Annotated in this window: 22 protein-coding genes; 5 read left to right on the plus strand and 17 right to left on the minus strand. The window is 66.3% G+C overall.

All coding sequences use genetic code 11. The features are described from left to right. Positions 1-81: 81 nt before the first annotated feature. Both QFZ57_RS05810 and QFZ57_RS05815 read right to left on the minus strand, forming a co-directional pair. The gene (locus tag QFZ57_RS05810; RefSeq protein WP_306898681.1) at positions 82-1,569 is read right to left on the minus strand and encodes a WXG100 family type VII secretion target; all 1,488 of its coding nucleotides are present in this window, start codon (positions 1,567-1,569) and stop codon (positions 82-84) included. Between the two features lie 66 nt (positions 1,570-1,635). Next, a complete protein-coding gene (locus QFZ57_RS05815; protein ID WP_306629486.1) occupies positions 1,636-2,103 on the minus strand; it encodes an Lrp/AsnC family transcriptional regulator in 468 nt (155 codons plus the stop codon). Between the two features lie 316 nt (positions 2,104-2,419). On the opposite strand from QFZ57_RS05815, the gene gluQRS reads away from it, so the two are divergent. Together gluQRS and QFZ57_RS05825 are read left to right on the plus strand one after the other, a co-directional pair. After that, complete coding sequence (gene gluQRS, locus QFZ57_RS05820) at positions 2,420-3,319, plus strand: tRNA glutamyl-Q(34) synthetase GluQRS (protein WP_306898683.1); 900 nt, start codon at positions 2,420-2,422, stop codon at positions 3,317-3,319. A gap of 9 nt (positions 3,320-3,328) precedes the next feature. Then, the gene (locus QFZ57_RS05825; RefSeq protein ID WP_306629488.1) at positions 3,329-3,952 is read left to right on the plus strand and encodes a phosphohydrolase; all 624 of its coding nucleotides are present in this window, start codon (positions 3,329-3,331) and stop codon (positions 3,950-3,952) included. On the opposite strand, the gene QFZ57_RS05830 is transcribed toward QFZ57_RS05825, so the two are convergent. The 3 genes from QFZ57_RS05830 to QFZ57_RS05840 form a co-directional block, all read right to left on the minus strand. Next, the gene (locus QFZ57_RS05830) at positions 3,919-4,467 is read right to left on the minus strand and encodes a flavodoxin domain-containing protein (protein WP_306629489.1); all 549 of its coding nucleotides are present in this window, start codon (positions 4,465-4,467) and stop codon (positions 3,919-3,921) included. The genes QFZ57_RS05825 and QFZ57_RS05830 overlap by 34 nt on opposite strands. A gap of 77 nt (positions 4,468-4,544) precedes the next feature. Then, the gene (locus QFZ57_RS05835) at positions 4,545-5,861 is read right to left on the minus strand and encodes an ATP-binding protein (protein ID WP_306629490.1); all 1,317 of its coding nucleotides are present in this window, start codon (positions 5,859-5,861) and stop codon (positions 4,545-4,547) included. 53 nt (positions 5,862-5,914) lie between these two features. Beyond that, positions 5,915-6,862, minus strand: coding sequence for an L-lactate dehydrogenase (locus QFZ57_RS05840; RefSeq protein ID WP_306898688.1), 948 nt, complete (start codon positions 6,860-6,862; stop codon positions 5,915-5,917). 87 nt (positions 6,863-6,949) lie between these two features. Between QFZ57_RS05840 and ggt the strand changes: the two genes are divergently transcribed. Beyond that, the gene (gene ggt / locus QFZ57_RS05845) at positions 6,950-8,785 is read left to right on the plus strand and encodes a gamma-glutamyltransferase (protein ID WP_306898690.1); all 1,836 of its coding nucleotides are present in this window, start codon (positions 6,950-6,952) and stop codon (positions 8,783-8,785) included. A gap of 87 nt (positions 8,786-8,872) precedes the next feature. On the opposite strand, the gene QFZ57_RS05850 is transcribed toward ggt, so the two are convergent. From QFZ57_RS05850 to QFZ57_RS05885, 8 genes are all read right to left on the minus strand, one after another. Then, positions 8,873-10,387: an amino acid permease gene (locus QFZ57_RS05850; RefSeq protein ID WP_306898692.1), complete on the minus strand. Its 1,515-nt coding sequence runs from the start codon at positions 10,385-10,387 to the stop codon at positions 8,873-8,875. A gap of 27 nt (positions 10,388-10,414) precedes the next feature. After that, entirely contained in the window at positions 10,415-11,848 is a 1,434-nt protein-coding gene (locus tag QFZ57_RS05855) for an aspartate ammonia-lyase (protein WP_306898693.1), read from the minus strand. 8 nt (positions 11,849-11,856) lie between these two features. After that, positions 11,857-12,948, minus strand: a complete 1,092-nt coding sequence (locus tag QFZ57_RS05860) for an asparaginase (RefSeq protein WP_306629495.1) — start codon at positions 12,946-12,948, stop codon at positions 11,857-11,859. Between the two features lie 30 nt (positions 12,949-12,978). Continuing rightward, positions 12,979-13,686, minus strand: coding sequence for a FadR/GntR family transcriptional regulator (locus tag QFZ57_RS05865; RefSeq protein ID WP_306629496.1), 708 nt, complete (start codon positions 13,684-13,686; stop codon positions 12,979-12,981). 42 nt (positions 13,687-13,728) lie between these two features. Next, the gene (locus tag QFZ57_RS05870; protein ID WP_306898695.1) at positions 13,729-14,364 is read right to left on the minus strand and encodes a DedA family protein; all 636 of its coding nucleotides are present in this window, start codon (positions 14,362-14,364) and stop codon (positions 13,729-13,731) included. A gap of 9 nt (positions 14,365-14,373) precedes the next feature. Next, positions 14,374-15,069, minus strand: a complete 696-nt coding sequence (locus QFZ57_RS05875) for a phosphatase PAP2 family protein (RefSeq protein WP_306901538.1) — start codon at positions 15,067-15,069, stop codon at positions 14,374-14,376. Between the two features lie 144 nt (positions 15,070-15,213). After that, entirely contained in the window at positions 15,214-15,831 is a 618-nt protein-coding gene (locus tag QFZ57_RS05880; RefSeq protein WP_159629723.1) for a uracil-DNA glycosylase, read from the minus strand. Between the two features lie 171 nt (positions 15,832-16,002). Further along, positions 16,003-17,421, minus strand: coding sequence for an HNH endonuclease (locus QFZ57_RS05885; protein ID WP_373461188.1), 1,419 nt, complete (start codon positions 17,419-17,421; stop codon positions 16,003-16,005). A 102-nt stretch (positions 17,422-17,523) separates the two neighbouring features. Here QFZ57_RS05885 and QFZ57_RS05890 point away from each other — a divergent pair, with 102 nt between their 5' ends. Then, positions 17,524-18,036 carry a hypothetical protein gene (locus tag QFZ57_RS05890; RefSeq protein WP_306629498.1) on the plus strand — a complete coding sequence of 171 codons (513 nt, stop codon included), beginning with the start codon at positions 17,524-17,526 and terminating at the stop codon, positions 18,034-18,036. A 17-nt stretch (positions 18,037-18,053) separates the two neighbouring features. Here QFZ57_RS05890 and QFZ57_RS05895 read toward each other — a convergent pair whose 3' ends face one another. After that, positions 18,054-18,437, minus strand: a complete 384-nt coding sequence (locus tag QFZ57_RS05895) for an RNA-binding S4 domain-containing protein (protein ID WP_306629499.1) — start codon at positions 18,435-18,437, stop codon at positions 18,054-18,056. Between the two features lie 84 nt (positions 18,438-18,521). On the opposite strand from QFZ57_RS05895, the gene QFZ57_RS05900 reads away from it, so the two are divergent. Next, positions 18,522-18,947: a hypothetical protein gene (locus QFZ57_RS05900; RefSeq protein WP_306898700.1), complete on the plus strand. Its 426-nt coding sequence runs from the start codon at positions 18,522-18,524 to the stop codon at positions 18,945-18,947. Between the two features lie 42 nt (positions 18,948-18,989). Here QFZ57_RS05900 and QFZ57_RS05905 read toward each other — a convergent pair whose 3' ends face one another. From QFZ57_RS05905 to QFZ57_RS05915, 3 genes are all read right to left on the minus strand, one after another. Next, positions 18,990-20,123 (minus strand): sulfite oxidase, encoded by a 1,134-nt coding sequence (locus QFZ57_RS05905; RefSeq protein WP_306898702.1) that lies wholly within the window; start codon positions 20,121-20,123, stop codon positions 18,990-18,992. Positions 20,124-20,250: 127 nt separating this feature from the next. Next, complete coding sequence (locus tag QFZ57_RS05910; protein WP_306898704.1) at positions 20,251-21,111, minus strand: SDR family oxidoreductase; 861 nt, start codon at positions 21,109-21,111, stop codon at positions 20,251-20,253. Further along, the gene (locus QFZ57_RS05915) at positions 21,112-22,116 is read right to left on the minus strand and encodes an aldo/keto reductase family protein (protein ID WP_306629503.1); all 1,005 of its coding nucleotides are present in this window, start codon (positions 22,114-22,116) and stop codon (positions 21,112-21,114) included. It lies immediately after the preceding gene. Positions 22,117-22,125: the final 9 nt, after the last annotated feature.

The raw sequence follows: 22,125 nt of genomic DNA on the forward strand, positions 1-22,125 counted from the left end.
CGCCGGTCAGGACAAGGAGTGAGCTGAGGGCAACGACGACGGCGGTACGTCCGCCGCGTGCGGCGGCCCGCCGGGGCGCAATCACTGGTGGACCTCCGCATCAAACCCGTCAAGGAACCGGTCCATGATGCCCGGAATGTTGTTGGTGGGACGGTACTGGTCCACCCGGCCGTCGAAGTCGGAGCCGATGATCTGGGCTGCCCGGTCCGGGTCCGTGGCCAGAAGGTGCTGGTAGGCGGGGAGGGTGTCCTGCTTGATGAGGTTCCAGCGCTGGTCCGCATCGGCGATGTTGCCGTCGGGGAATCCGGTGGTGAAGTCGGTGCGGAACTGTGCGGGGTTGTCCCAGCTGGTGAAGGGAATGTTCTCCGGGCCGGGGCTTTCCACGCTGAAGGTGTACGGAAACACCTCGGGGTAGCTCTTGGCACCCGGGATGGAGGGCTCGCCGGCGAGCGTCACCATGTAGGTCACAGCTTCGCCTCCGGGATGACTGCGCATGTCGTCGTAGTCGTCCGCGATGATCTCGTTCTGCTCGCGGTACAGGAGCGCTGTGTTGCCCTCCCTGACCTGCTCCGGGTTTCCCGAATCGATCTGCGCCCACGCGTTGGCCGTGGCCTCGTCGATGGCGCCAGAGTCGCGGAGACGGTTGATCTCATCGATGCCGCCGTTCATGTACGCCTGGTGTTGCCGGGCCTGGTCCAGGAAGATTTCCTTGTTCATGTCCAGCATGCTGGTTTCGTAGAAGCGGATTTCCTGGTCCGTCATCCCTGCGAGCTGTTCAAGCTGGTCCAGGACCGGCAGCGGTATGTCCGAGGCAGGATTGTCGGAAATCTGCTGGGCCAGATCCCGCAGCATGGCCATGTCCCGGAACCCGCCGGCAAAGGATGGACCGATCATGTTGGCCATGCCAGCCCACTGCAGGTCAGGATTGGCAAGGTAGGCCTGGCCGTAGAAGTCGTAGACCTTGGCGATGGTCTCCCAGTTGTATTCGGTACCCTTTGACGTGTCCCAGTCAGCAGGATCAATGCCCATCTCCAGCATCGCCTGCCGGTTCCAGTAGGAATTGAGGAAGTCCTGGTACCCCTTGGAGTTCTTGCTGATCAGGCCTGAGTCTGCGGCGGCATCCATGGCGGCCTTGGCTGCGTCCGGGTTGGCCTCGGCCCACTGGCGGAACTCGTCGCTTTTCAGGTAGGCACGCCGCTCGGCAGGGGTCATGGCGTTCAGTGTGTCCGTCAGGTCCTGGGCGGTTCCGCTGCCAGACGCTCCCGCTCCGGAACCACCCGCACCGGCGCCGCCCGATCCGCTGGTGCTGGCCTTCTCCTGTTCGTCCGCATTGGCCAGAAGTGTCCTGGCTGCCGACTCCAGCCCTGCCGTTGCCGATCTCAGCAGCTTGGCGTGTGATGACGTCCACTCGCTCCGGAACCTGTCGCCGTCGCGGCCTTTCCAAAGGCCGGAACCAATGCTGCCGCTGAGCTGCTGCCCCAAGGCAGTGAGCCGGTTGGCGCCGGCAGAAAGGTCTTTGGCCAGTTGCCGCAGCTGCGCCACATCGCCGCCGTAAAAGTGCCCCGCCATGTTGTCCCCCTGTTGGCTCCTCCGTGCCAGCCTAGCCGGGCATCCTCCGTGCGGCGATGGGGAGAGCTATCCTCCGAGCAAGCCGGTGGTCCGGTACGGGATGACTTCGCGGAGGAACATGCTGGTGGACGTGCGGACGATGCCGGGGCAGAGGCGGATCTCCTCCGACACCCGGTAGAGGTCGTCCGGGCTGGTGGCCACCACCCGGATCAGCAGGTCGGTATCGCCGGCCGGCGCATGGCACTCCAGGACTTCGGGGATTTTACGCAGGGCAGCGATGGCCTCGTTGAGGTGGCTCTGGTCCAGCTCTGCGCTGACCGCAGCGGCCACGCCCCGTCCAAGGGCCGCGGGAAGCACCCGGCTGCTGTTGGGCCGGAGGGCACCGGACGCCGTCATCCGCTCCAGCCGGCTCTGGACAGTTCCGCGGGCCAGGCCCAGCCGCTGCGCGAGCACCATGATGGGGACGCGGGGATCCTCGTCCAGAGCCTTCAGGATCCGCCGGTCGGTGGCGTCCAGTTCCTGCAATTTGATCATTTCCTGTCGCCGGGAACTTTGAGTATTGATCAGAGTGATCAATCGAAGTTCTGCTTGTTGTCCCAACTGTATGTTCTCTGCTGGAATAGTGGCAACAAGGACAAAAGCTACCGCTGGTCCGCGCAGGCTACAGGTTCCCCGGCACACCACCCGGCAACTGGACACCGCTTCCCGCAAGGAGGCCGCCGCTGATTGACGCTTGTTCACACCACGCTCATTCTGTAAACACGGCAAGAGCCCCTGAGCTACCGACGCCCGATTCCCGGAGTCATCGGTAGCTGAGGGGCTCTTGTGTGCTTCCGTCTAGGGTTAGTCCATGACCTCCGCCGGACGCTTTGCCCCCAGCCCGTCCGGTGAGCTGCATGTAGGAAACCTCCGGACGGCAATGCTTGCCTGGCTTTTTGCCCGCTCCACCGGACGCGGCTTCCTTTTGCGGGTGGAGGACCTGGACCGTGCCCGCGCAGGAGCGGAGGAGGTGCAGCTGCGGGATCTGGCGGCGGTGGGCGTCACCTGGGATGGCGACGTTGTCCGGCAGACGGACCGCGGGCCCCTGTACGCAGAGGCGATCACCCGGCTTGAAGAGGCCGGCCTGACCTACGAATGCTTTTGTACACGGCGCGAGATCCAGGAGGCGCCATCCGCCCCGCATGCTCCCCAGGGAGCCTACCCCGGCACCTGCCGCAACCTGGACCGGGCAGAATTGGAGTACAGGAGGTCCATCCGTCCGGCCGCCATCCGGTTGCGGGCCGACGTTGTGGAGTACGCCGTGCAGGACGTCCTTCACGGCACGTTCACCGGAGCGGTGGACGATTTCGTGCTTCGCAGGAATGACGGGGTGACTGCCTACAACCTTGCCGTGGTGGTGGATGATGCCGACCAGGGTATAGACCAGGTGGTCCGCGGTGACGACCTGCTCCCCTCCACGCCCCGGCAGGCCTACCTCGCCTCGCTCCTGGATATTCCCGTCCCGGAATATGTGCATGTCCCGTTGGTGGTGAACCGCGACGGCGTGAGGCTGGCAAAGCGTGATGGAGCGGTCACTCTGGCGGACCTCGCCCACGCCGGCGTGGCCGCACACGAGGTGCGGAGCCTGCTGCTTGAGTCCCTGGGATTGCCCGGCGGAACGTTGGACCAGGCCCTGCCGGCCCTCGACCCTGCACGGCTGCCACGCCAACCCTGGGTGTGGACCGGCATGGACGGCGCGTCCGCTGGCTAAGCTTGGTAGATGGCAGATGAGCACACGCCGGACCAGGTCCGGACGTCCACGTTTACGGTGGAGACCGCCAAAGTCCTGGCCGAGGTGGCCCACAACCGGCAGAAGGACAAGCTGAAGCGGCCCTACACGGACCATGTCCTTGCCGTCGGAGACGCCCTGGCGGACTTCGACGACGAGATCCGGATCGCAGGCTACCTGCACGATATCGCCGAGGACACACCAATGACACGGCAGGCCCTGCTGGACATGGGTGTCCCGGAGCGCTCCGTGGACATCATCGAGCGTGTCACCAACCGCCTGCACAGTAACCCGGACGATTATCAGTCCGGCATCCATGAGATCGCCGAGGACCATGACGCCGCCCTGGTCAAGATCGCCGACAACGCGCACAACTCGCTGCCCGAGCGGGTCCGGGCGCTGGCGGAGAAGTGGCCGGACAAGCCCCCGGTGACCAAGTACCGGGATGCCCGGCCCGTGCTCTACGCCGCCGTGGAGGTGGAGGAGATTCGGAAGATCCTGGCACGGGTCAACCCCTGGCTGCTGGAGGAGTTCGACGCGCAGCTGGACGAGGCCGACGACACCGACTACGAGAACCTCCGCTACGACGCCGGCCCGGGGTTCCTGTCCACGTAGACCAGGAACTCCTCCGCAAACCGCCGCACCCCGTCCCATTCCGTGTAGATGTAGTCACGGCCGGTATCGGTATCAGTGCTGCCCTGGCCGCTGACGATTCTCTTCATCATCAAGCGCTTCAGGAAGCCGTACTGGGTGTACAGGAGGGCGCCGCCGAACATCGCCACTTTGTCAGGGTGCCAGCCGGTACTGTCCTCGAACTCTGCTACGTACTTCTCCGCGTCCTCGGGATCGCCGTGGGCCGCAAGGCTGACCGAGAACAGGGCGGCCGGAAGGTTCGCCAGGGCGGACCGGTTCCTGCGGACAAAATCGGCCACGTAGCCTTCGTGCTTCCCGGCATGGATGGAAGCGCCCACAATGACGCCGTCATAGCCGTCCGGCAGGTCGTGGTCTGCGTGCTTGAGGTCCAACAGGTCGGCCTGGTGGCCGTGGGCCTGCAGCACATCAGAGATGTAGTCGCCGATCCGGGCCGTCTGGCCCTCCGACGTTCCATAGGGGATCAGGATTCTTGCCATGACCACCACTCTGGCGTCCCGCAGGGACTGGGCAAAGGGGCAAAGGTCCCTGCATAAATCCCTTGGAAGACCGTCAGCTAGACCCGTCCCAGCGCCTCAATGTCCTCCAGGAAGTCCGCCTGCACCTCAGCGCTGACGGTGGTACGGGTGTCACCAATGGCGTCGAGGTAGTCCTGCGTGGAGGGCCCCTTCCTGACCGCCTCGCGGACGGAAACCTCGCCCCCGGAGGCCAGCCCGCCGTCGTCGTACACTGCTTTTTCCAGCGCCCGCTGGGAGGCGCTGCGGGCCGCGTACTCGATGTCTGCCGGGGAAAAGCCCTCAGTACGTTCCACCAGGAGTTCCACATCCACGGCGTCCACCACGGCCGCGGGGATGAACCGCTGCCACATCGCCTCGCGCGCCTGACGGTCCGGCAGCCCGATGGGGATCACGTAGTCGAACCGCCCGTGGCGCAGGAAAGCCGAGTCCAGGGCGCGGATGAAGTTGGTGGCGCAGACCAGGAGCCGGCCCGGCTGTTCGCGGAAAGCGGGGATGATCTTCAGCAGCTCATTGGTCACGCCCTGAAGCGGCGACGGCGGGTCACCGGCGCGCTGGGAAGCGATCTCCTCCACCTCGTCGATGAACACCACGGCGTGCTCCAGTTCGGCGATTTCCAGGAAGGTCTCGCGCAGCGCACCGGCCAGGCCCTGCGGGTCGCCGGCCAGGCGGGACGGGAACACCTCCACGAACGGCCACTCCAGCCGGGATGCGATCGCTTTGGCAAAGGTGGTCTTGCCGGTGCCGGGAGGGCCGAAAAGGACGACGGCGCGCGGCGGCACCACGCCGAACTCATCGGCCAGGTCCGCCTCGGCGAGCGGCAGCACCAGGCGCCGTTCGAGCAGCTCCTTCTCCCTGCGCATGCCGGCCACGTTTTCCCACAGGTCACGGGCCAGGACGCGGCCGCCCAGCTGGCCCAGGGCGCCGAGTTCCTGGCGCTGGACGGGGATGGTCCGCTCGAAGTAGCGCAGGTTCTTCTTGAGCGCGAAGCCGCGGCCCAGGAAGGCCTCCACGCGGGTCTCGGACTCCGGCATCAGGGCCGAGAGCTTGTTCAGGCCGTGCGGGGCCATCCGGTTTTCGACGGCGGCCAGCAGCGAGGTGCCGATGCCCCTGCCGCGGTACTCGGGAAGGGTGGCCAGGAAAACGATCCAGCCCTGGTCGTGGGCCGCCCGCCCGACGGCGGCACCCACCACCTGCTCGCCCTGCACTGCAACAACCGCATGGTCTTTCTCGCAGGACGCGAGGACCTCGGAGAGGGCGTAGACGGGTTCGACGTTGTGTGCCTTCAGCGTTTCCCAGAGGTGCAGGATTCCGTCAAGGTCGGCCGAATGGAAATCCCTGATCCGCCAGTTGGTCATGCGTTACTCCTGTTGGTTCGTCGTTGAGCCTCCAGAAGAGCATATGTGCTGGCTCAGATCCCCAGCGCCTCCATGGTGCTCCGCAGGGTGTCCGCGGAATGCCGCAGGGCTGCCAGTTCGCCGTCGTCCATGGGCGTTTCCAGGACCCGGTGCACCCCGCCCCTCCCCACCACGCTGGGGAGGGAGAGTGCCGCGCCGGAGATACCGTAAAGCCCTGACATCACGGTGGAGACAGGAAGGACGGCGTTGTCGTCGCGGAGCAGCGCCTCCACAATGCGGGCACCGGAGAGGCCGATCGCGTAGTTCGTGGCACCCTTCCCGGCGATGACCTTGTAGGCGGCCTGGACCACTTCCCGGGCAGTGGTGGCGAGGGATTCGGGCGTAAAAATCCGCTCCCCGCCAACCGTCCAGTCGCGGATCGGGACCGGGCCAATCGTCGCGCCAGACCACAACGGGAACTCGGTGTCCCCGTGCTCTCCCACCATGCTGGCGTGGACGCTGGTAACGGAAACCCCGGCCTCGCGGGCCAGGAGCCACCGCAGCCGGGAGGTGTCCAGTACCGTGCCCGAGGAAAAAATCCGTTCGGAGGGCAGGCCGGAGATGCGCTGGGCGGCCACGGTCAGGACGTCACAGGGGTTGGTCACCAGGACATAGACGGCGTCCGGCGCGCGCTCAAGCAGCGGCGGCATCAGCTGTTCCAGGATCCGCACGTTCGTGCCGGCAAGGTCCAGGCGGCTCTGGCCGGGGTTCTGCTTGGCACCTGCCGTGATGACCACGACGTCGGCGCCTTCCGTCACGGCGATGTCCCCGCCGCCGGTCACGGTGGCCGAGGCCGCCGCGAACTGGCTGCCATGGGCAAGGTCCAGCGCTTCGGCCTCCGCCTTGGGCGTGTTGACGTCATACAACGCGATGTTGCTGGCCGAGCCGCGGATCAGCGCGGCGTACGCCAGCGAGGTGCCGACGCTCCCGGCGCCCACCACTGCGAGCTTGGATCCTGCCATGGTGCACTCCCATTCCGAAGCCGTTGAGTGTGTCCTACCCGAAGAGTAGCGTGGCCCACATCACTCGACCCCCACTTAGGAGCCACCATGCCACATCTTGGACGCCGGCTCGCAGCTGTAACTGCAGCGCTGGCCATGAGCGTGACCACCGGGGCCATCAGCCCCGCTGCCGCCGATACCCGGCAAACCGATAAGAACCCCACGGCCACCGGCTATGGCGGCGCGGTCAGCACCGTGGACCCGGAAGCATCAGCGGCAGCCATTGAAGTCCTCCGCAAGGGCGGAAACGCAGTGGATGCCGCCGTCGCCGCGGCAGCCACCCTTGGAGTCACCGAGCCCTACAGTGCCGGAATCGGCGGTGGCGGCTATTTCGTCTATTACGACGCGAAGTCCGGAAAGATCAGGACCATCGACGGACGCGAGACGGCGCCGGCGGGGATCAAGCCGGATGCGTTCATCGATCCCGCCACCGGCAAGCCCTACAACTTCACCCCCGAGCTCGTCACCAGCGGCGTCTCCGTGGGTGTCCCCGGTACTCCGGCGACCTGGGAGCGCGCGCTGAAGCGCTGGGGCAGCATCAGCCTGGGGGACGCGCTGGAGCCGGCGATTGACGTCGCAGAAGACGGCTTTGTCGTTGATGAGACGTTCCGCCAGCAGACGGCGGACAACCAGAAGCGCTTCGAAGCCTTCACCTCTACCAAGGACCTGTACCTGCACGGCGGGAAGCTCCCGGAGGTGGGGTCGGTATTCAAGAACCCTGACCTCGCAGACACCTACCGGCTTCTGGCAAACAAGGGCATGGACGCGTTCTACGACGGACCGCTGGCCAAGGAAATCGCGCACACCGTGCAGAACCCGCCCAAGTCTAAGACCACCGAGCTGCCCGTCCCGGCGGGTTCCATGACGGAGGAGGATTTGAAGAAATACAAGGCCCTGGAGCAGAAGCCCACCCACGTGAACTACCGCGGTTACGACGTCTACGGGATGGCCCCTTCCAGCAGCGGCGGTACCACGGTGGGTGAATCGCTGAACATCCTGGACGTGTTTGACCTGCCGTCCCTGAAGGCTGACCAGCCGGCGGTGCTGCACCACTACCTCGAGGCCAGCGCCCTGGCGTTCGCGGACCGCGCGAAATACGTGGGTGACCCCGCCTTTGTGAAAGTGCCAACCACGGCCCTGACGGATCCCATCTTCGGCAAGGAACGCGCCTGCGAACTCGATCCAATGCATGCGGCAGCCAAGCCCCTAAAGACGGCCGGCGACGTCACGTCCTACGACGGCACCTGCCCGGTTGAACCGGCCGCTGCCGCCGATGAGAAGGACACGGAAAACATCTCCACCACCAACATGACCGTCTCAGACAAGTGGGGAAACGTGGTGGAGTACACGCTGACCATTGAGCAGACCGGCGGCTCCGGCATTGTGGTTCCCGGCCGCGGGTTCCTGCTCAACAACGAACTGACGGACTTCTCCACCGTCTACAGCGCCACGGACCCCAACCGGATTGAGCCGGGCAAGCGGCCGCGTTCGTCCATGTCGCCCACCATCCTGCTGGAGGACGGCAAGCCGTTCCTGGCCCTGGGCTCCCCGGGCGGCTCCACCATCATCACCACCGTCCTGCAGACCCTGGTGAACCGCATCGACCTGGGCATGAGCACGCCGGACGCCATTGCGGCTCCCCGTGCTTCCCAGCGGAACACGGAGAAGGTGACAGCTGAGCCGGCCTTCATCGACAAGTACGGCAAGGCCCTCACGTCGCGCTTCGGCCACATCCTGACCCCGTCGGGTGACTCGTTTACGTCCGCCTCGGAGATCGGTGCAGCCACCGCCATCGAGTTCCTTGAGGACGGGCGGACCCTGGCGGCAGCTGAGCCGGTCAGGCGGGGCGGCGGCTCGGCCATGGTGGTCAAGCCGTCAAAGTAGAACAACAGGTGCTTTAAACGCCCGACGGCGGCACCCGGGTTCCTGGATTCCAGAACCTGGGGGCCGCCGTCGCGTTAAAGCAGCCGGCTACTTCTTGAAGGTTTGAGCCGGCGGGTTCGCAACCACCGGGGAGAGTCCGGTGTAGCCGTCGCGGGTTTCGGCGATTTGGCGGATGCGGGTGCGGCAGGCGTACCAGCCGATGATCATGAGGGTGGAGGCGATGGCGGTGACGAGCATGGTCAGGGGTGAGTCGATGAAGACCATGATGAGGACGCCGGCGAGGAAGAGCAGGGAGAGGTAGCCGGTGTAGGGGGCGCCGAACATGCGGAAGGATGGGCGTTCGACCCAGCCTTTGTCGGCCCAGCGTTTGAGTTGGATCTGGCACAGGACGATGGTGGCCCAGGTCATGACGATGCCGACGGAGGCGATGTTCAGGACGATTTCGAAGGCCTCGGCGGGGACGAGGTAGTTCAGCGGGACGCCGAGGAGGGAGACGACGGCGGTGATGGCGATGCCGCCGTAGGGGACGCCTGCTTTGTTCATGCGGGAGGCGAAGCGGGGGGCGGAGCCGTTGACGGACATGGAGCGCAGGATCCGGCCGGTGGAGTAGAGCCCGGCGTTCAGGGAGGACAGGGCGGCGGTGAGGACCACGAGGTTCATGATGACGTCTACGCCCTGGACGCCGATGGAGCCGAAGAAGGTCACGAAGGGGCTGACGCCTTTTTGGTAGGCGGTGAAGGGCAGCAGCAGGGCCAGCAGGATCACGGAGCCGACGTAGAACACGGCGATCCGGAAGACCACGGAGTTGATGGCCTTGGGCATGATTTTTTCGGGGTTTTCGGTTTCGCCGGCGGCGGTGCCGACGAGTTCGATGGAGGCGTAGGCGAACAGGACGCCCTGCATGAGGATGATCATGGGCAGCAGGCCGTTGGGGAAGATCCCGCCGTTATCGGAGAGCAGGCTGAGGCCGACCTGTTGGCCGTCGACGGGGGTGCCGAAGATGACGAAGTAGGTGCCGATGATGAGGAACGCGACGAGGGCGGCGACCTTGATCAGGGCGAACCAGAATTCCATTTCGCCGAAGACTTTCACGGAGACCAGGTTCAGGGCCAGGACCACGAGGAGGGCGGTCAGTGCCCAGGCCCACTGCGGGACGTCGGCCATCCAGGGGATGTAGTTGCCGAAGAAGTGCATGTAGAGGGCGGCGGCGGTGATGTCCACGATGGTGGTGGTGGCCCAGTTGATCCAGTAGAACCAGCCGGAAACGAACGCGGCCTTTTCGCCGAAGAATTCGCGGGCGTAGGAGACGAAGGAGCCCGAGGAGGGCCGGTGCAGGACCAGTTCGCCCAGGGCGCGCAGGATCAGGAACGCGAAGAACCCGCAGACCGCGTAGGCGATGACCAGGGACGGGCCGGCGGCGTTGAGCCGGCCGCCGGCGCCCAGGAACAGGCCGGTACCGATCGCACCGCCGATCGCGATCATCTGGATCTGCCGGGGCTTGAGGTTCTTGTGGTAACCCTTGTCCTCCGCGTGCAGGGAGGTCTCAGACGCATGCGCGTGACCGCCGTCAATCAGGTGGTCTGGAAGGGGGGAATTTGTCATGGGAGTGTCCTTTGGGGGATGTGGGGACTACTTGCTGAGGTTGGCCAGGCGTTCGGGGCTTAGGAGGTCCTGGAGCTGGGCATCGGTGAGAAGCCCGTGTTCCAGGACCAGTTCGGCCACGCCCTTGCCGGTAGCAAGTGCTTCCTGCGCGATGGCAGTGGCGGTGGCATAGCCGAGGTGGGGATTCAATGCGGTGACCAGGCCGATCGACTGCTCCACGCTGCGGCGCAGGTGCTCGGTGTTGGCGGTGATTCCACGGATGCAGCGGGCCGTAAGGGTGCGGCAGGCGGCCTCCAGGTGGGAGATGCTCTTGTGGAGGCTGTGGACGATGATTGGTTCGAAGGCGTTGAGTTGCAGCTGCCCGGCTTCGGCGGCCATGGTGATGGTGACGTCGTTGCCGATCACCTCGTAGGCCACCTGGGAGACCACCTCCGGGATGACCGGGTTGATCTTGCCGGGCATGATGGAGGACCCGGACTGGACGGCCGGCAGGTTGATCTCGCCGAAGCCGGCGCGCGGGCCTGAGGACAGTAGCCGGAGGTCGTTGCAGATCTTGGACAGCTTGACTGCCACCCGCTTGAGCACGCCGGACAGGTGCACGAAGGCGCCCACGTCCTGGGTGGCCTCAATGAGGTCGACGGCGGTCACCAGCGGCAGCCCGGTGACTTCCGCCAGGTGCCGGCAGGCCGTTTCGGCGTAGCCGGCCGGGGCGTTCAGGCCGGTGCCGATGGCAGTGGCGCCGAGGTTGATCTCGTGGATCAGCAGTTCGGCCTCCGCCAGGCGCAGCCGGTCCTCGCCGATGGTGACGGCGTAGCTGCCGAACTCCTGGCCCAGGGTCATGGGGACGGCGTCCTGCAGCTGGGTGCGGCCCATCTTCACCACGGTGCGGAATTCCATGGCCTTGGCAGCGCAGGCATCCTCGAGTTCCTCGAGTGCGGCCAGCAGCTCCCTCGCGGCGAAAATCGTGCCCAGCTTGACGGCCGTGGGGTACACATCGTTGGTGGACTGGCTGAGGTTCACGTGGTCGTTCGGGTGCAGCCGTGCGTAGTCACCCTTGGGGTGGCCAAGGATTTCCAGTGCCCGGTTGGCGATCACCTCGTTCGCGTTCATGTTCGACGACGTCCCGGCACCGCCCTGAACCACATCCACCACGAACTGGTCGGCAAGCTGTCCGGCCAAAACGTCCTTGCATGCCTGCTCGATCGCAGCGGCGCGTTCGGAGTCCAGCAGGCCGAGCTCGTGGTTGGTGCGGGCGGCGGCCAGTTTCACGGCGGCAAGGCCGCGGACCAGGTGCATGTTGGAGGACAGCTTCTGGCCGGTAATGGGAAAGTTCTCCACGGCGCGGAGCGTGTGCACGCCCCAGTACGCCTGGGCGGGTACGTCGCGGTCGCCGAGCAGGTCGTGCTCGGACCGCGTGGTCGGAGCGGACGTGGCGTCCGCGGTGGTGTCAATCATGGTCATGGGGGTCCTCACAGGGCTTCGTTGTCGGGCGTGGACCGGTCTGTGGCCGGGAACTCGGTGTTCAGGAAATCGGTGGCCAGCAACTGGCCCACCTGGTGGCCGCCGCCCAGTACAGGTGCGGTGGCGATGCCGGCGAGGACTTCGGTGTCCACGCCCAGCGCATCCAGCAACCGGACGGTGGCGGGCATCCGGGCGCGGTCGCCGCCGTCGGAAATCTTCACGGCCACGGAGCTGCCGTCGGCCAGGCCCACCAGTTGCACGCCCTCAAAGCCGTCCTTGGCCACGGCGCCGGGCAGCAGTCGCATCAGTTCCGTGACGTCGCGGCCTTCCCCGGCCACCATGTCCGGGTGCTGCTGCATGGCGAGCCCGACGGCGGCTTCCGCACTCCCGGAACCCAGCCCGCCGTCGTCGTCCAGGCTGGCGGAAGCGGCGGCGCAGGCAATCCGGCCGAAGGCGCGGGCCATGCCGCGAAGGGTGAGGGCAAACAAGGGAGTTCCGCAGCCGTCGGTGCTTACTGCCGGCGGCTCCTCGCCGGTCAGGTCGTTGACGGTGTGTGCCACGAGCTGCTGCAGGGGGTGGGACGGGTCCAGGTACCCCTGGACCGGCCAGCCGTTGATGGCGCAGGTTGCGGCCATGGCCGCGTGTTTTCCGGAGCAGTTCTGGGTGATCCGGGTGGCGCTGCCGCCATTGCGCAGCCATTCCTCACGCTCGGCGGTGCCATAAGGGAGGTCGGTGCTGTTTTCCAGGTCGGTGGGGGCGAGGGCGTGCAGTTCGAGGATGCGCAGTGCGCCCTCGCGGTGCGCTGCCGCTCCCGAATGGCTTGCGGCGGCCAGGGCCAGGAGATCTGCAGGGAGCTCAAGGCCGGCGCGGACCATGGCCACTGCCTGGAGGGGCTTGAGCGCAGACCGCGGGTAGAAGGGCGCCAGAGGATCACCTGCGGTTGCCGCCACTGAACCGTCAGCCGCAAGGGCAATCCCGGAACCGTAGTGAACGCTCTCCACCAGGCCATCACGGGTGGCGGCTACCAGGGGTGCGTGCTGCGGCAGGGCCAGCTGGGGCGGGGCAGCAGTGTGGGCGGCAGAAGGCATGGGGGATGGCATGGAGTCCTTGGGAGAGTTGGTTGGAGTCGGCTAGTTGTTGAGGATGGAGTCCAGGGCCACGCCCACGGCTTCCAGGTGGTGGGCCATGGCGGCGCGGGCGTTTTCCGCCGAGCCGGCCTCGATGGCGGCAAGGATCTGCTGGTGTTCAATGTCGGAAGCATGCTGGCGGTCTGCCACCATGTTCAGCGTCTCGGACTGGTGTGCCAGCGCGTCCCGGATATCAGCCACCACGCTCGCGAACACTTTGTTGCCGCTGGCACGTGCGATCGTGGCGTGGAAGGTGGAGTCCAGGGTCACCCAGGATTCCGGATCGGCTTCCGTGGCCATGGCGGCAACGATCCCGCGGAGGATGTCGAGTTCCTCCGGCGTGCGCCGTTCCGCTGCCAGGCCGGCGGCAGGGACCTCGATGTGCGGGCGCGCTTCCGTGAGGTCCCGTGCCGAGTACTGCCCCAGGGTGAGGTCATTGGCTACTTTGCTGGCGACGACGAATGTGCCCTTGCCGGTCCTGGTGACCGTAAGGCCCAGGGCCGTGCAGGAACGGAGGGCTTCCCGGATCACCGAACGGCTGACCCCGTACTCCTGCGAGAGCGTGGCCTCCGAGCTGAGCTTGCTTCCTACCGGAATAACACCGGACTCGATGTCCTCACGGATTGCGTTGAACACTGCCTCGGCAGCACTCAGCCGGGCAAGGGGTCGGGATACAGGCTGTCCTGCTGTCCGGCTGTCTGACAGGTTCACGCCTTAAATATGGCACTGGTCACAGTTGCTGTCAAACTCTCCCTAGTCCCGCCGCTGGCTCGCCGCGCGCCGCCGTTGCCGCCGCCGTCGTGAGCGAATGTGCCAGGCGATGAACGCCGCCACCGCCACTAGACCGATGACGACGGCGAGGTCCCGGCCCGCTGCCTGGGCTACCGCTTCATAGGAGTTGCCCGCGAGGAAGCCCAGCAGGACGAAGCCGGTTCCCCACACCAGGCCACCCATCGCGTTCCAGGCAAGGAACCTGCCGTAGGGCATCCGGGACGTGCCGGCCAAAGCGGGCATGACGGCACGGAAGAAGGCGGTGAAACGGCCCAGGAAGACGGCGGAGCCACCCTTGCGGCGCAGGAAGTCCTGCGCGTTCTCCAGCCTCCCGGAGTGGCGGGCTAATGCTCTTGTCTTCATGATGCGGGTGCCCAGATGCTTGCCTACTTCGTAGCCCACACTGTCGCCAATGATGGCTGCCGCCACCACCAGGGCCATCATGGTGGCCAGCTGCACCTCGCCCCGGCTGGCCACCACGCCGCCGAGCACAGCGGCGGTTTCGCCCGGAATGACGAAACCGACAAACAAGGCATCCTCGGCGAACACCAGGCAGAAGACGGCGATGTACGCCACGAGCGGGCTGACGTTCAGGAGTCCGTCGATGAAGCCCGTCATGGCAGCGGATCAGCCCCGGGGGGCCGGGATGGGGCCCAGCTTTGCCAGGAGCGGCACCCTGGTTAGGACTGCCAGGCCAAAGCGGTTCCACAGGCCGGTCACGAATGCCGCTCCGGTGGCCGCGGTCAGGAAGGATGCCGTGACGTCGGTGGGGTAGTGCACACCGAGATAGACACGCGAAAAGGCCACGAGGGCCGCCACAAGGATGCCGAGGACGGCCGCGGGCCGTTGCCACCGGGTGCCACGGGCCAGGAGGAAGACGGCGATGGCCAGCGCGGAAGCCAGTGCGACATGGCCGCTGGGAAAGCTGTCAGTTCCCGGTTCAGGGATCAGCGGGTTGTACAGCGCGGTGGAGTCGGGGCGGTGGCGGGCCACCAGAACCTTGAACAGTTCGCTGCTCACCCAGCCGCTGGCCGCCACGACGCCTGTGGCGACGGCATTAACGGGGCTGCGGCGCACCAGCAGCAGGTACAGGCACAGGGCCGCGATCATCAGTACGCCGCCTGCAGGGCTGAACACCACATTGATGAACATGGCCACGCCCGTCAGCGCGGCAGAGTGATCATGGCTCAGCTCCGCGTCCACGGACATGTCCGCGGAAGTCAGTGCGGGGATGAACCGCAGCGCCAGCCCGGCGGCCACAATCAGGAGGGCCGCGATGACGGGCACGGCGATCCAGTGCCGGGGCTGGGGGAGTACCGCCATACGCACGGCTGCATTCTCCGCTGGAGATGCTGGCTGTGGGAATCGGTTGGTGTGCGACGTCAAGGTTCAGCCTGGTTCTCTCGCCGGTCAGGGTACCTACGAGTATGCGCCCATGCGGCTGAAAGAAAGCTGAGAAAACGGCCGTTACAGGTGTTGGATGCCTGCCCGCTGCATCGCGTCCCGATAAGTTTCCACGCTCTTGGCGAGCAGCTCTTCCTGCTTGGCCTCGGAGACGGCGAAGGCCCTGCCGCCAAGGGCGGAGGCCTTGTAGATCTTGATGCCACTGTTCTTTAACGACGAGTGGTAGGTCTTCTCGAACAGGGTCAGGAACGTGGACGCATCCGTGCCGTGCGCGATGATCGCCGAAACACGGGAGTTGATTTTGAGGAACTGCCGGAACGGGCGGAGGCCGTCCGTCTTTTCCTGGACACTCAGGGCCGACGGGCTGCCGCTTTCGCGGACCCAGGGGTAGGCGTTCCATGGCATGACGTAGCGGGGGTCCAGTTCGGCGAGTTCGTAGATCTGGGTGGCGCGGCGGGCAGCTTCGTCATCGTTGTTGTGGGAGACAAACCCGGACTCGGTCCCCTTGCCGGGGCTGGCCTGGAGGCTGATGATCCTGCACTCATCTTCGTCGTGGACGGGGTCGATGTAGGGGACGGTGGAACCAGGCTTCTTTTCCATCAGTTCATCGCAAAGCTGGGTTACCTTCGCGATATTCGGTTCCTGTAGCAGGGCCTTTTTTTCGTCCCAGTCAATCGTCACGATTTCTCCCTTGGCAGCGAGGCGTCCAGAATCAGGCGTCCTATGTCACTCTACGCTTCCGCGGGTAGGGGTGGGCACACTGAATTTTTTGCAGCAGCTCAACCCGGGGCAGCTGCCACGATGACGAACGGCGCTGCAGCCCAGTGGGGCGGCCATGAGGAACTCAGGATCTCAAGGGGTGGCACGCGCCAACGCCATCCGCCGTTCCTGGGAGCTGCGCGCTCGATGTCCCGCTAATCGTGTACCCGGCAGTGGTGGTGCGGTGGAGTGGTAGGTGTGGCCGGCGGGGGTGGTGGTTGCCACCGTATGGCGCGGGCCGGGAACCGGTTTTGCGGTCCAGCCTGGTGTTTCCTTGGTGTGGTTGCAGGCTTCGCAGAGGCCCTGGCCGTTGCCGGCGCTGGTGCGTCCGCCGTCGTGCCAGGCGGTGATGTGGTCGTGGTGGCGGATCGGGGCGTCGCAGTACGGGGTGCGGCAGGTATCGTCCCGGATTTGAAGGAAGCGTTTGAGCCCTGCAGGGAAGATCCGAGCCTTGGAGTCCATCGCCACCAGCTCCCCGGTAGCGGGGGCGGTGTAGAGACGGCGCACCCATACGTCCAGGTCGCGTTCGTTATTGAGGGCGGTGTCTCTGGCCCGGGCTGCCGGTAGAACGCCGTAGCCGGGGAGCCGGGCGGGTTCGGCGTCGGCCTGGAGGAGGGTGCGGTCGGTCATGACGAGCTGGATCTGCACCCCGGTGATCCCGCCGGGGGTGCCGGTAACTCTCTCGACGAGGGTGTCGGCCATGACCTGCCCCCGGGACCGGTCATCCCCGGCGCTGCAGGCGGTATCGGCGTCGCGGGTCAGGGCTGCGTAGGCGGCGACGCCCTGGGCGGCGGGCAGCAGCGCGGTCAGGTAGGTCATGGTGTCCGGGGCCGGGCGCAGGCTCACAGTGCGTTCCGTGACAGCGCGGGCCGCCCGCTTCGCCACCGAGGCAGGGTCCCGCCGGTACGCGGCGGCCCGGACAGCGGCGATGACGGCCTTATCTCCCATCCCTTCGAGGGTGCCGGTGTCCGCGGCGAGTTCCTCATCCACCCCGGCCCGGTCCCCGGCACTGAGGCAGATGGTTTCCTTCACGATCAGCGTGACCCGCCACTCATTCAACAGCCCAGCCCGGAACGCGGCGAACGTGTGCGGCATCCCGGTCAGGGTTCTGGCCAGCCCCAGCAGCCGGGAACCCCGCGCCGGGGACTCCCGCCGCGCCAACGCGATCTGCGCGCCGACCCCGGCGCCCTGCTCATCGACGGGCACCCCGGCGGCGGCCTGCTCCCGCCGCTGCTGCAGGTCGAAGGCCACCGCGGTATCGGCCTGACGGGCAGCGGCAAGGCACTGTAGATCCTCCAGCCGGCGCATCTGATCGATCATCCCCGCACCGTCGGCAGCCAGCGGAACTGCAGCGAGCAGCCTCAAGACATCACGCATCGAAGGCGCAGCAGGCGGGAACGGAAGCGCTTCCTTGGCAGCCGGAACAGTAAACGTGGATTGCGGGGGATCAGCAGCTAACAGTCCCCGAGGTTCTGCCTCCAGTACCACCGCCGTCCCCACAACCGCTTCCATAACCAAAGTCTTCCACCAGGGTGTGACAACGACAGCAACCCGATTGCCCTATGTGGAAAACGGAAGGCAGCAACGGTCCCAGGACATGCTGTTCAATGGATTATGCAGTTCACCAGGAAGGGCCTGAAGGCCGAAGGGTTCGCCGGCTTCCGGCCGATCCAGGACCTCGAGACCATGAGGATTCCGCAAGGAACAGGCCTGTATATTGTCGTGGCTCCGGAAGATTTCCAGCTGCGCTTCCTCACGAAAAGCACCGCGGGCGTCTTCAAGAAGAAGGAACCGTCCCTCCCGGCAGCCGCTCTAACCGCCGAGTGGGTGGACGGCGCCGTCGTTCTCTACGTCGGAAAGGCCGGGCCCGGAAGCAAAGGCAACCGGGGGCTCCGACGCCAGATCCAGGAGTTTGTGGACTTCGGGCAGGGAAAGCCGCCCGGGCATTGGGACGGGCGGGCAATCTGGCAGCTTGCCGACTCCGGATCACTGGCCATTGCCTGGAAAGAACTCCCGGCGGAACAACTGAACGACGCAGAGGCGGCTTACCATTCAGCGTTCGTGGCGGAATTTGGTCGGTTGCCGTTCGCTAACCTCGTGCAGGCGCGCACCAGGTCCGGCGGTTGACGGCTTCGGCACGCCTTTTACGCCGGCCCCCGCAGGCGCTCCATCTCGCGGCGGTCCTTCTTGGTGGGCCGCCCGGCGCCCCGGTCACGCTGCGGAAGCCCAAGCGCCGGCAGGACAGGCCGCGGGGGAGTGTGGTCGGTGAAGCAGTGCGACGCGGCCTCGGCTCCCACGCGCTTGGCGATCAGCCTCCGCACCTCAAGGATGCGCTCGTACCCGGGCATCCGGACGGTGACGGTGTCGCCCGTTACCAGGGTTGCCGAAGCCTTCGACGGGCTGCCGTTGAGGCGGACATGCCCGGCGCGGCAGGCCGCCGTGGCGGCGGACCGCGTCTTATAAGCACGGATGGACCACAGCCAGGCATCGATGCGGACGCTGGCGGGGGAGGAAGGGAGGCTGGTCATGATTGGCACTGAGTATAGCCGCGGCCGCGGCCCACTGTCCCCGCTGCATGGAAGACTGGGAGTACCTGCCAGGAAGAGAGAACCGTGGAGCCCTACCGCCCGCACCAGCACGAAGACTTCAACCGTGACGAGGATTCGTTGAAGAAAACCCCGTTGCCTGCATGGGCAAGGATCTTCCGGACGATCCTGCTGGTCCTGGCCGGCATTCTGCTGCTGCTTCTGCTGCTCTTGATCACCATGGGCACGTCACGGGCCGGCGACATGTATGACGACAACACCATGGCAGTTTTTCAGCTGACCATCTGCCTTGGACTGGCGCTGACTGCCCTGACCATTCCCTACCTGCTCGCCAGCGTCACCTACGGGGCTCTGTGGGCGGCCAGGCTCCGCGGCAAGGGCTACCGCGGCTACCCCGCCACCACGTGGATCCTGGTGGCGGGGCCCCTTGTTGTTGGAGTGTCCGTAATGGCCCTGGTCGCGCTGGTGGCGGCCCCGCCCAGCATGTTGTAGAAGCCTCGAATTCCGGCGAAGCGCGGCTCTGCTCCGGCAGGTCTAGCCGGTTTCCACCATCACCCTGACCCGCTGCACCACGTTGTTGCCCATCCCCTGGTAGTTCCAGCTCTGCTCCAGGGGCTGGGTGGAGCCGGTGATGTCCGTGGCGCGGCAGGTCAGGACGTGCTCGCCCGGGTCTGCCACCCAGGGCAGGCTCCACCTCCGCCACGCGTATCCGCCGGCCGGCTTGTCCAGATGGGCGGGCAGCCAGGTGCCGTCGATTCCCACCTCGACGGAGGTCACGGCACCTTCCCCCGACCAGGCCCTGCCCTCCAGCATGACCGGACCCGCGCGGAGGAACCGTTGCCGCGTGAAGAAGTCCGGAACGCCCGGGGGGACCATCAACGAACGCACCCTGATCCGCGAAACCGGCCTGCCGGCGTCGTCCGCGGAATCCTGGTAGCGGTAGGCGGACTGCTGCTGGAACCCCGTGAACGGCGCCCTGGCCACGTCAATGGACTCCAGCCACTTCACACTGGCCATGCCGTACCAGCCCGGCACCACCAGCCGCAGGGGGTAGCCATGCTGCGGCGGCAGGTCGGCGCCGTTCATTTTGTAGGCGAGGACGACGTCGGGACGCAGCGCTTCACGGATCGGCAGGCTCCGCGCGTACTGCTGGGGGACGCCGCCCTGGACCCCGGCGTCGGCTCCGGTGAAAACCACCTCGACGGCGTCCGGCAGCACGCCTGCCTTGCCCAGGAGATAGGCCAGCGGCACCCCGGTCCAGTGCGCCGTGCCCACCGCCCCTAGTATCCAGGGCTGGCTGAGGGGCCGCGGCTCCAGGAGCGATCGGCCGTTGCCCGCGCATTCGAGGGTAACGGGCACGGTGATGGCCGGGTCCCTGAGAAGCGCGGCCATGCTCAGCTCCAGGGCGCGTTCCACTGCCCCGCCGATCCGAAGATGCCAGGACGATACGTCGAGGTCCGGAATGTCGAAGTGGGTCAGCACGTAGTGAAGCCCCGGCGGCGTCACCTCGCGGCGGAGGGCCTCAAGCGGCATGGCATGGTTGCGGGCGGCGAGTTGCAACTCCTCGGGGGTGAACGGGCTGGACGTGGCTTGGGCAGCCGGCGGCAGGACCGGCACCTGCCCCGCCGCCCGCTCCTGCCGGGTGGACTGCTGATTGCTGTGGCTCATGGCGGTGCGATTCTGCTTGGCGTAACTGCGGACAAGGGACGCCCCCCTGCGAGCAGGTCTACGCCGTGCCCACCCTCGCGTCAACGCCCTAAACGTCCGTCAACGCCTGACCAAGCAGCTTCTACCTCTACAGCACCGGCCGGGTCAGGAATTCGGCAAGGCTGATGGGGTCCTGCCCGGTCAGCCCATGGACATCCGGCGAGAGCCCGGCCATCTCACCAGCGGCCATGGCTGTGTAGGTGCTCACCCACGCATCCAGCTGCCACTGCGGAGCACCGTAGGAGGCCCGTGAGGCATAGGCTTCCTCCACCGTCTCCGGCTGGTAGCTGACAGTCCGCCCGGTCCCGGCACTGATCACCTCGGCCGCCCGCGCCATGGTGAGTTCCTCCGGGCCGGTCAGGTCATAGGTCTTGCCCTTGTGGATGGCGGGGTCCCGCAGCACGGCATGGGCGCAGCGGGCAACGTCCTCCCGTGCCACCCCAGAGAACACGCCGTCACCGGCGGGCCCGCGGATCACGCCGTCCTCCCCGGTCATCAGCGGCAGGAAGTCGAGGTAGAAGTTGTCTCGCAGGAAGGTGTACGCCATCCCGGACGCCTTGATCCGCTCCTCCGTGGCGTGGTGGTCCCAGGCCAGGGTGAAGGTGGCGTCCGGGGCGGCACCGTAGAAGGACGTGTACACCACGTGCTCCACCCCGGCCTCCGCAGCAGCGTCCACAAATGCATAATGCTGCTGCAGCCTGTCTTCGGCCTCCGCGGCGGACACCATGAACAGGACTTTCGCGCCGTCCAGGGCCTGCCGGGACGCCTGGCCGTCCCCGTACGAACACACCACTGGATGCGCGTCATCCAGCTGCGGAGCCCGTGCGGCATCGCGCACCAGCAGGCGCTGGGCGAAACCGGATGCGGCAAGCTGCCGCGCCACCATTCCGCCCAGGCCTCCGGTGGACCCGGTGACGGCAAGCTCTGGCAAGTCCGACGGGGACGCCATTTACGCTTCCCGTGTAGCCGGCGACTTTGTCTGCGCGGGGTCGCGTTCAGCGAGGCCACCGACGGCGTCGTCGATCTTCTTGAGAACCTCCGCCTCCAGCTTCACGCCGGCTGCGGCCACGCTGTCGGCAATCTGCTCGGGCCGTGAGGCGCCCACGATGGCCGACGCGACGTTGGGGTTCTGCAGCACCCACGCAACAGCCAGCTGCGGCATGGACAGCCCTGCCTCCTGGGCAACCGGCTTCAGTTCCTGTACGGCCGCCAGGACGTCGTCGCGCATCCACCGCTCGATCATCTTGGCGCCGCCCTTTTCGTCCGTGGCGCGGCTGCCTTCCGGGGCGGGCTGGCCGGGCAGGTACTTTCCGCTGAGAACGCCCTGTGCCATGGGCGACCAGACGATCTGGGAGACGCCCAGTTCTTCCGACGCCGGGACCACCTCCGCTTCGATAACGCGCCACAGCATGGAGTACTGCGGCTGGTTGGAGATGAGCTGGAAGCCCAGTTCCCTGGACAGCTTGTGTCCTTCGCGGAGCTGGTCCGCGGTCCATTCGCTCACACCGATGTACAGCGCCTTGCCCTGGCGGACGATGTCAGCGAATGCCTGCATGGTTTCTTCCAGCGGCGTTTCGAAGTCGTAGCGGTGTGCCTGGTAGAGGTCCACGTAGTCCGTCTGCAGCCGGCGCAGCGAACCGTTGATGGATTCCATGATGTGCTTGCGGGACAGGCCAAGATCGTTCTTGCCCTTGGGGCCGGTGGGGCCAAAGACTTTGGTGAAGATTTCCAAGGACTCCCGGCGCTCATCCTTCAGCGCCTGGCCCAGGACGGTTTCCGCAGCGGTGTTGGCGTAGACGTCCGCGGTGTCGAAGGTGCTGATGCCGGCGTCGAGGGCAGCCCGCACGCACTGGGTGGCAACGTCGTTCTCCACCTGCGAGCCGTGCGTCAGCCAGTTGCCGAACGTGATTTCCGAGACTTTGAAGCCACTGTTTCCGAGGTATCTGAATTCCATGGGTTTCAC

Source organism: Arthrobacter sp. B1I2, assembly GCF_030816485.1.
Taxonomy (GTDB): domain Bacteria; phylum Actinomycetota; class Actinomycetes; order Actinomycetales; family Micrococcaceae; genus Arthrobacter.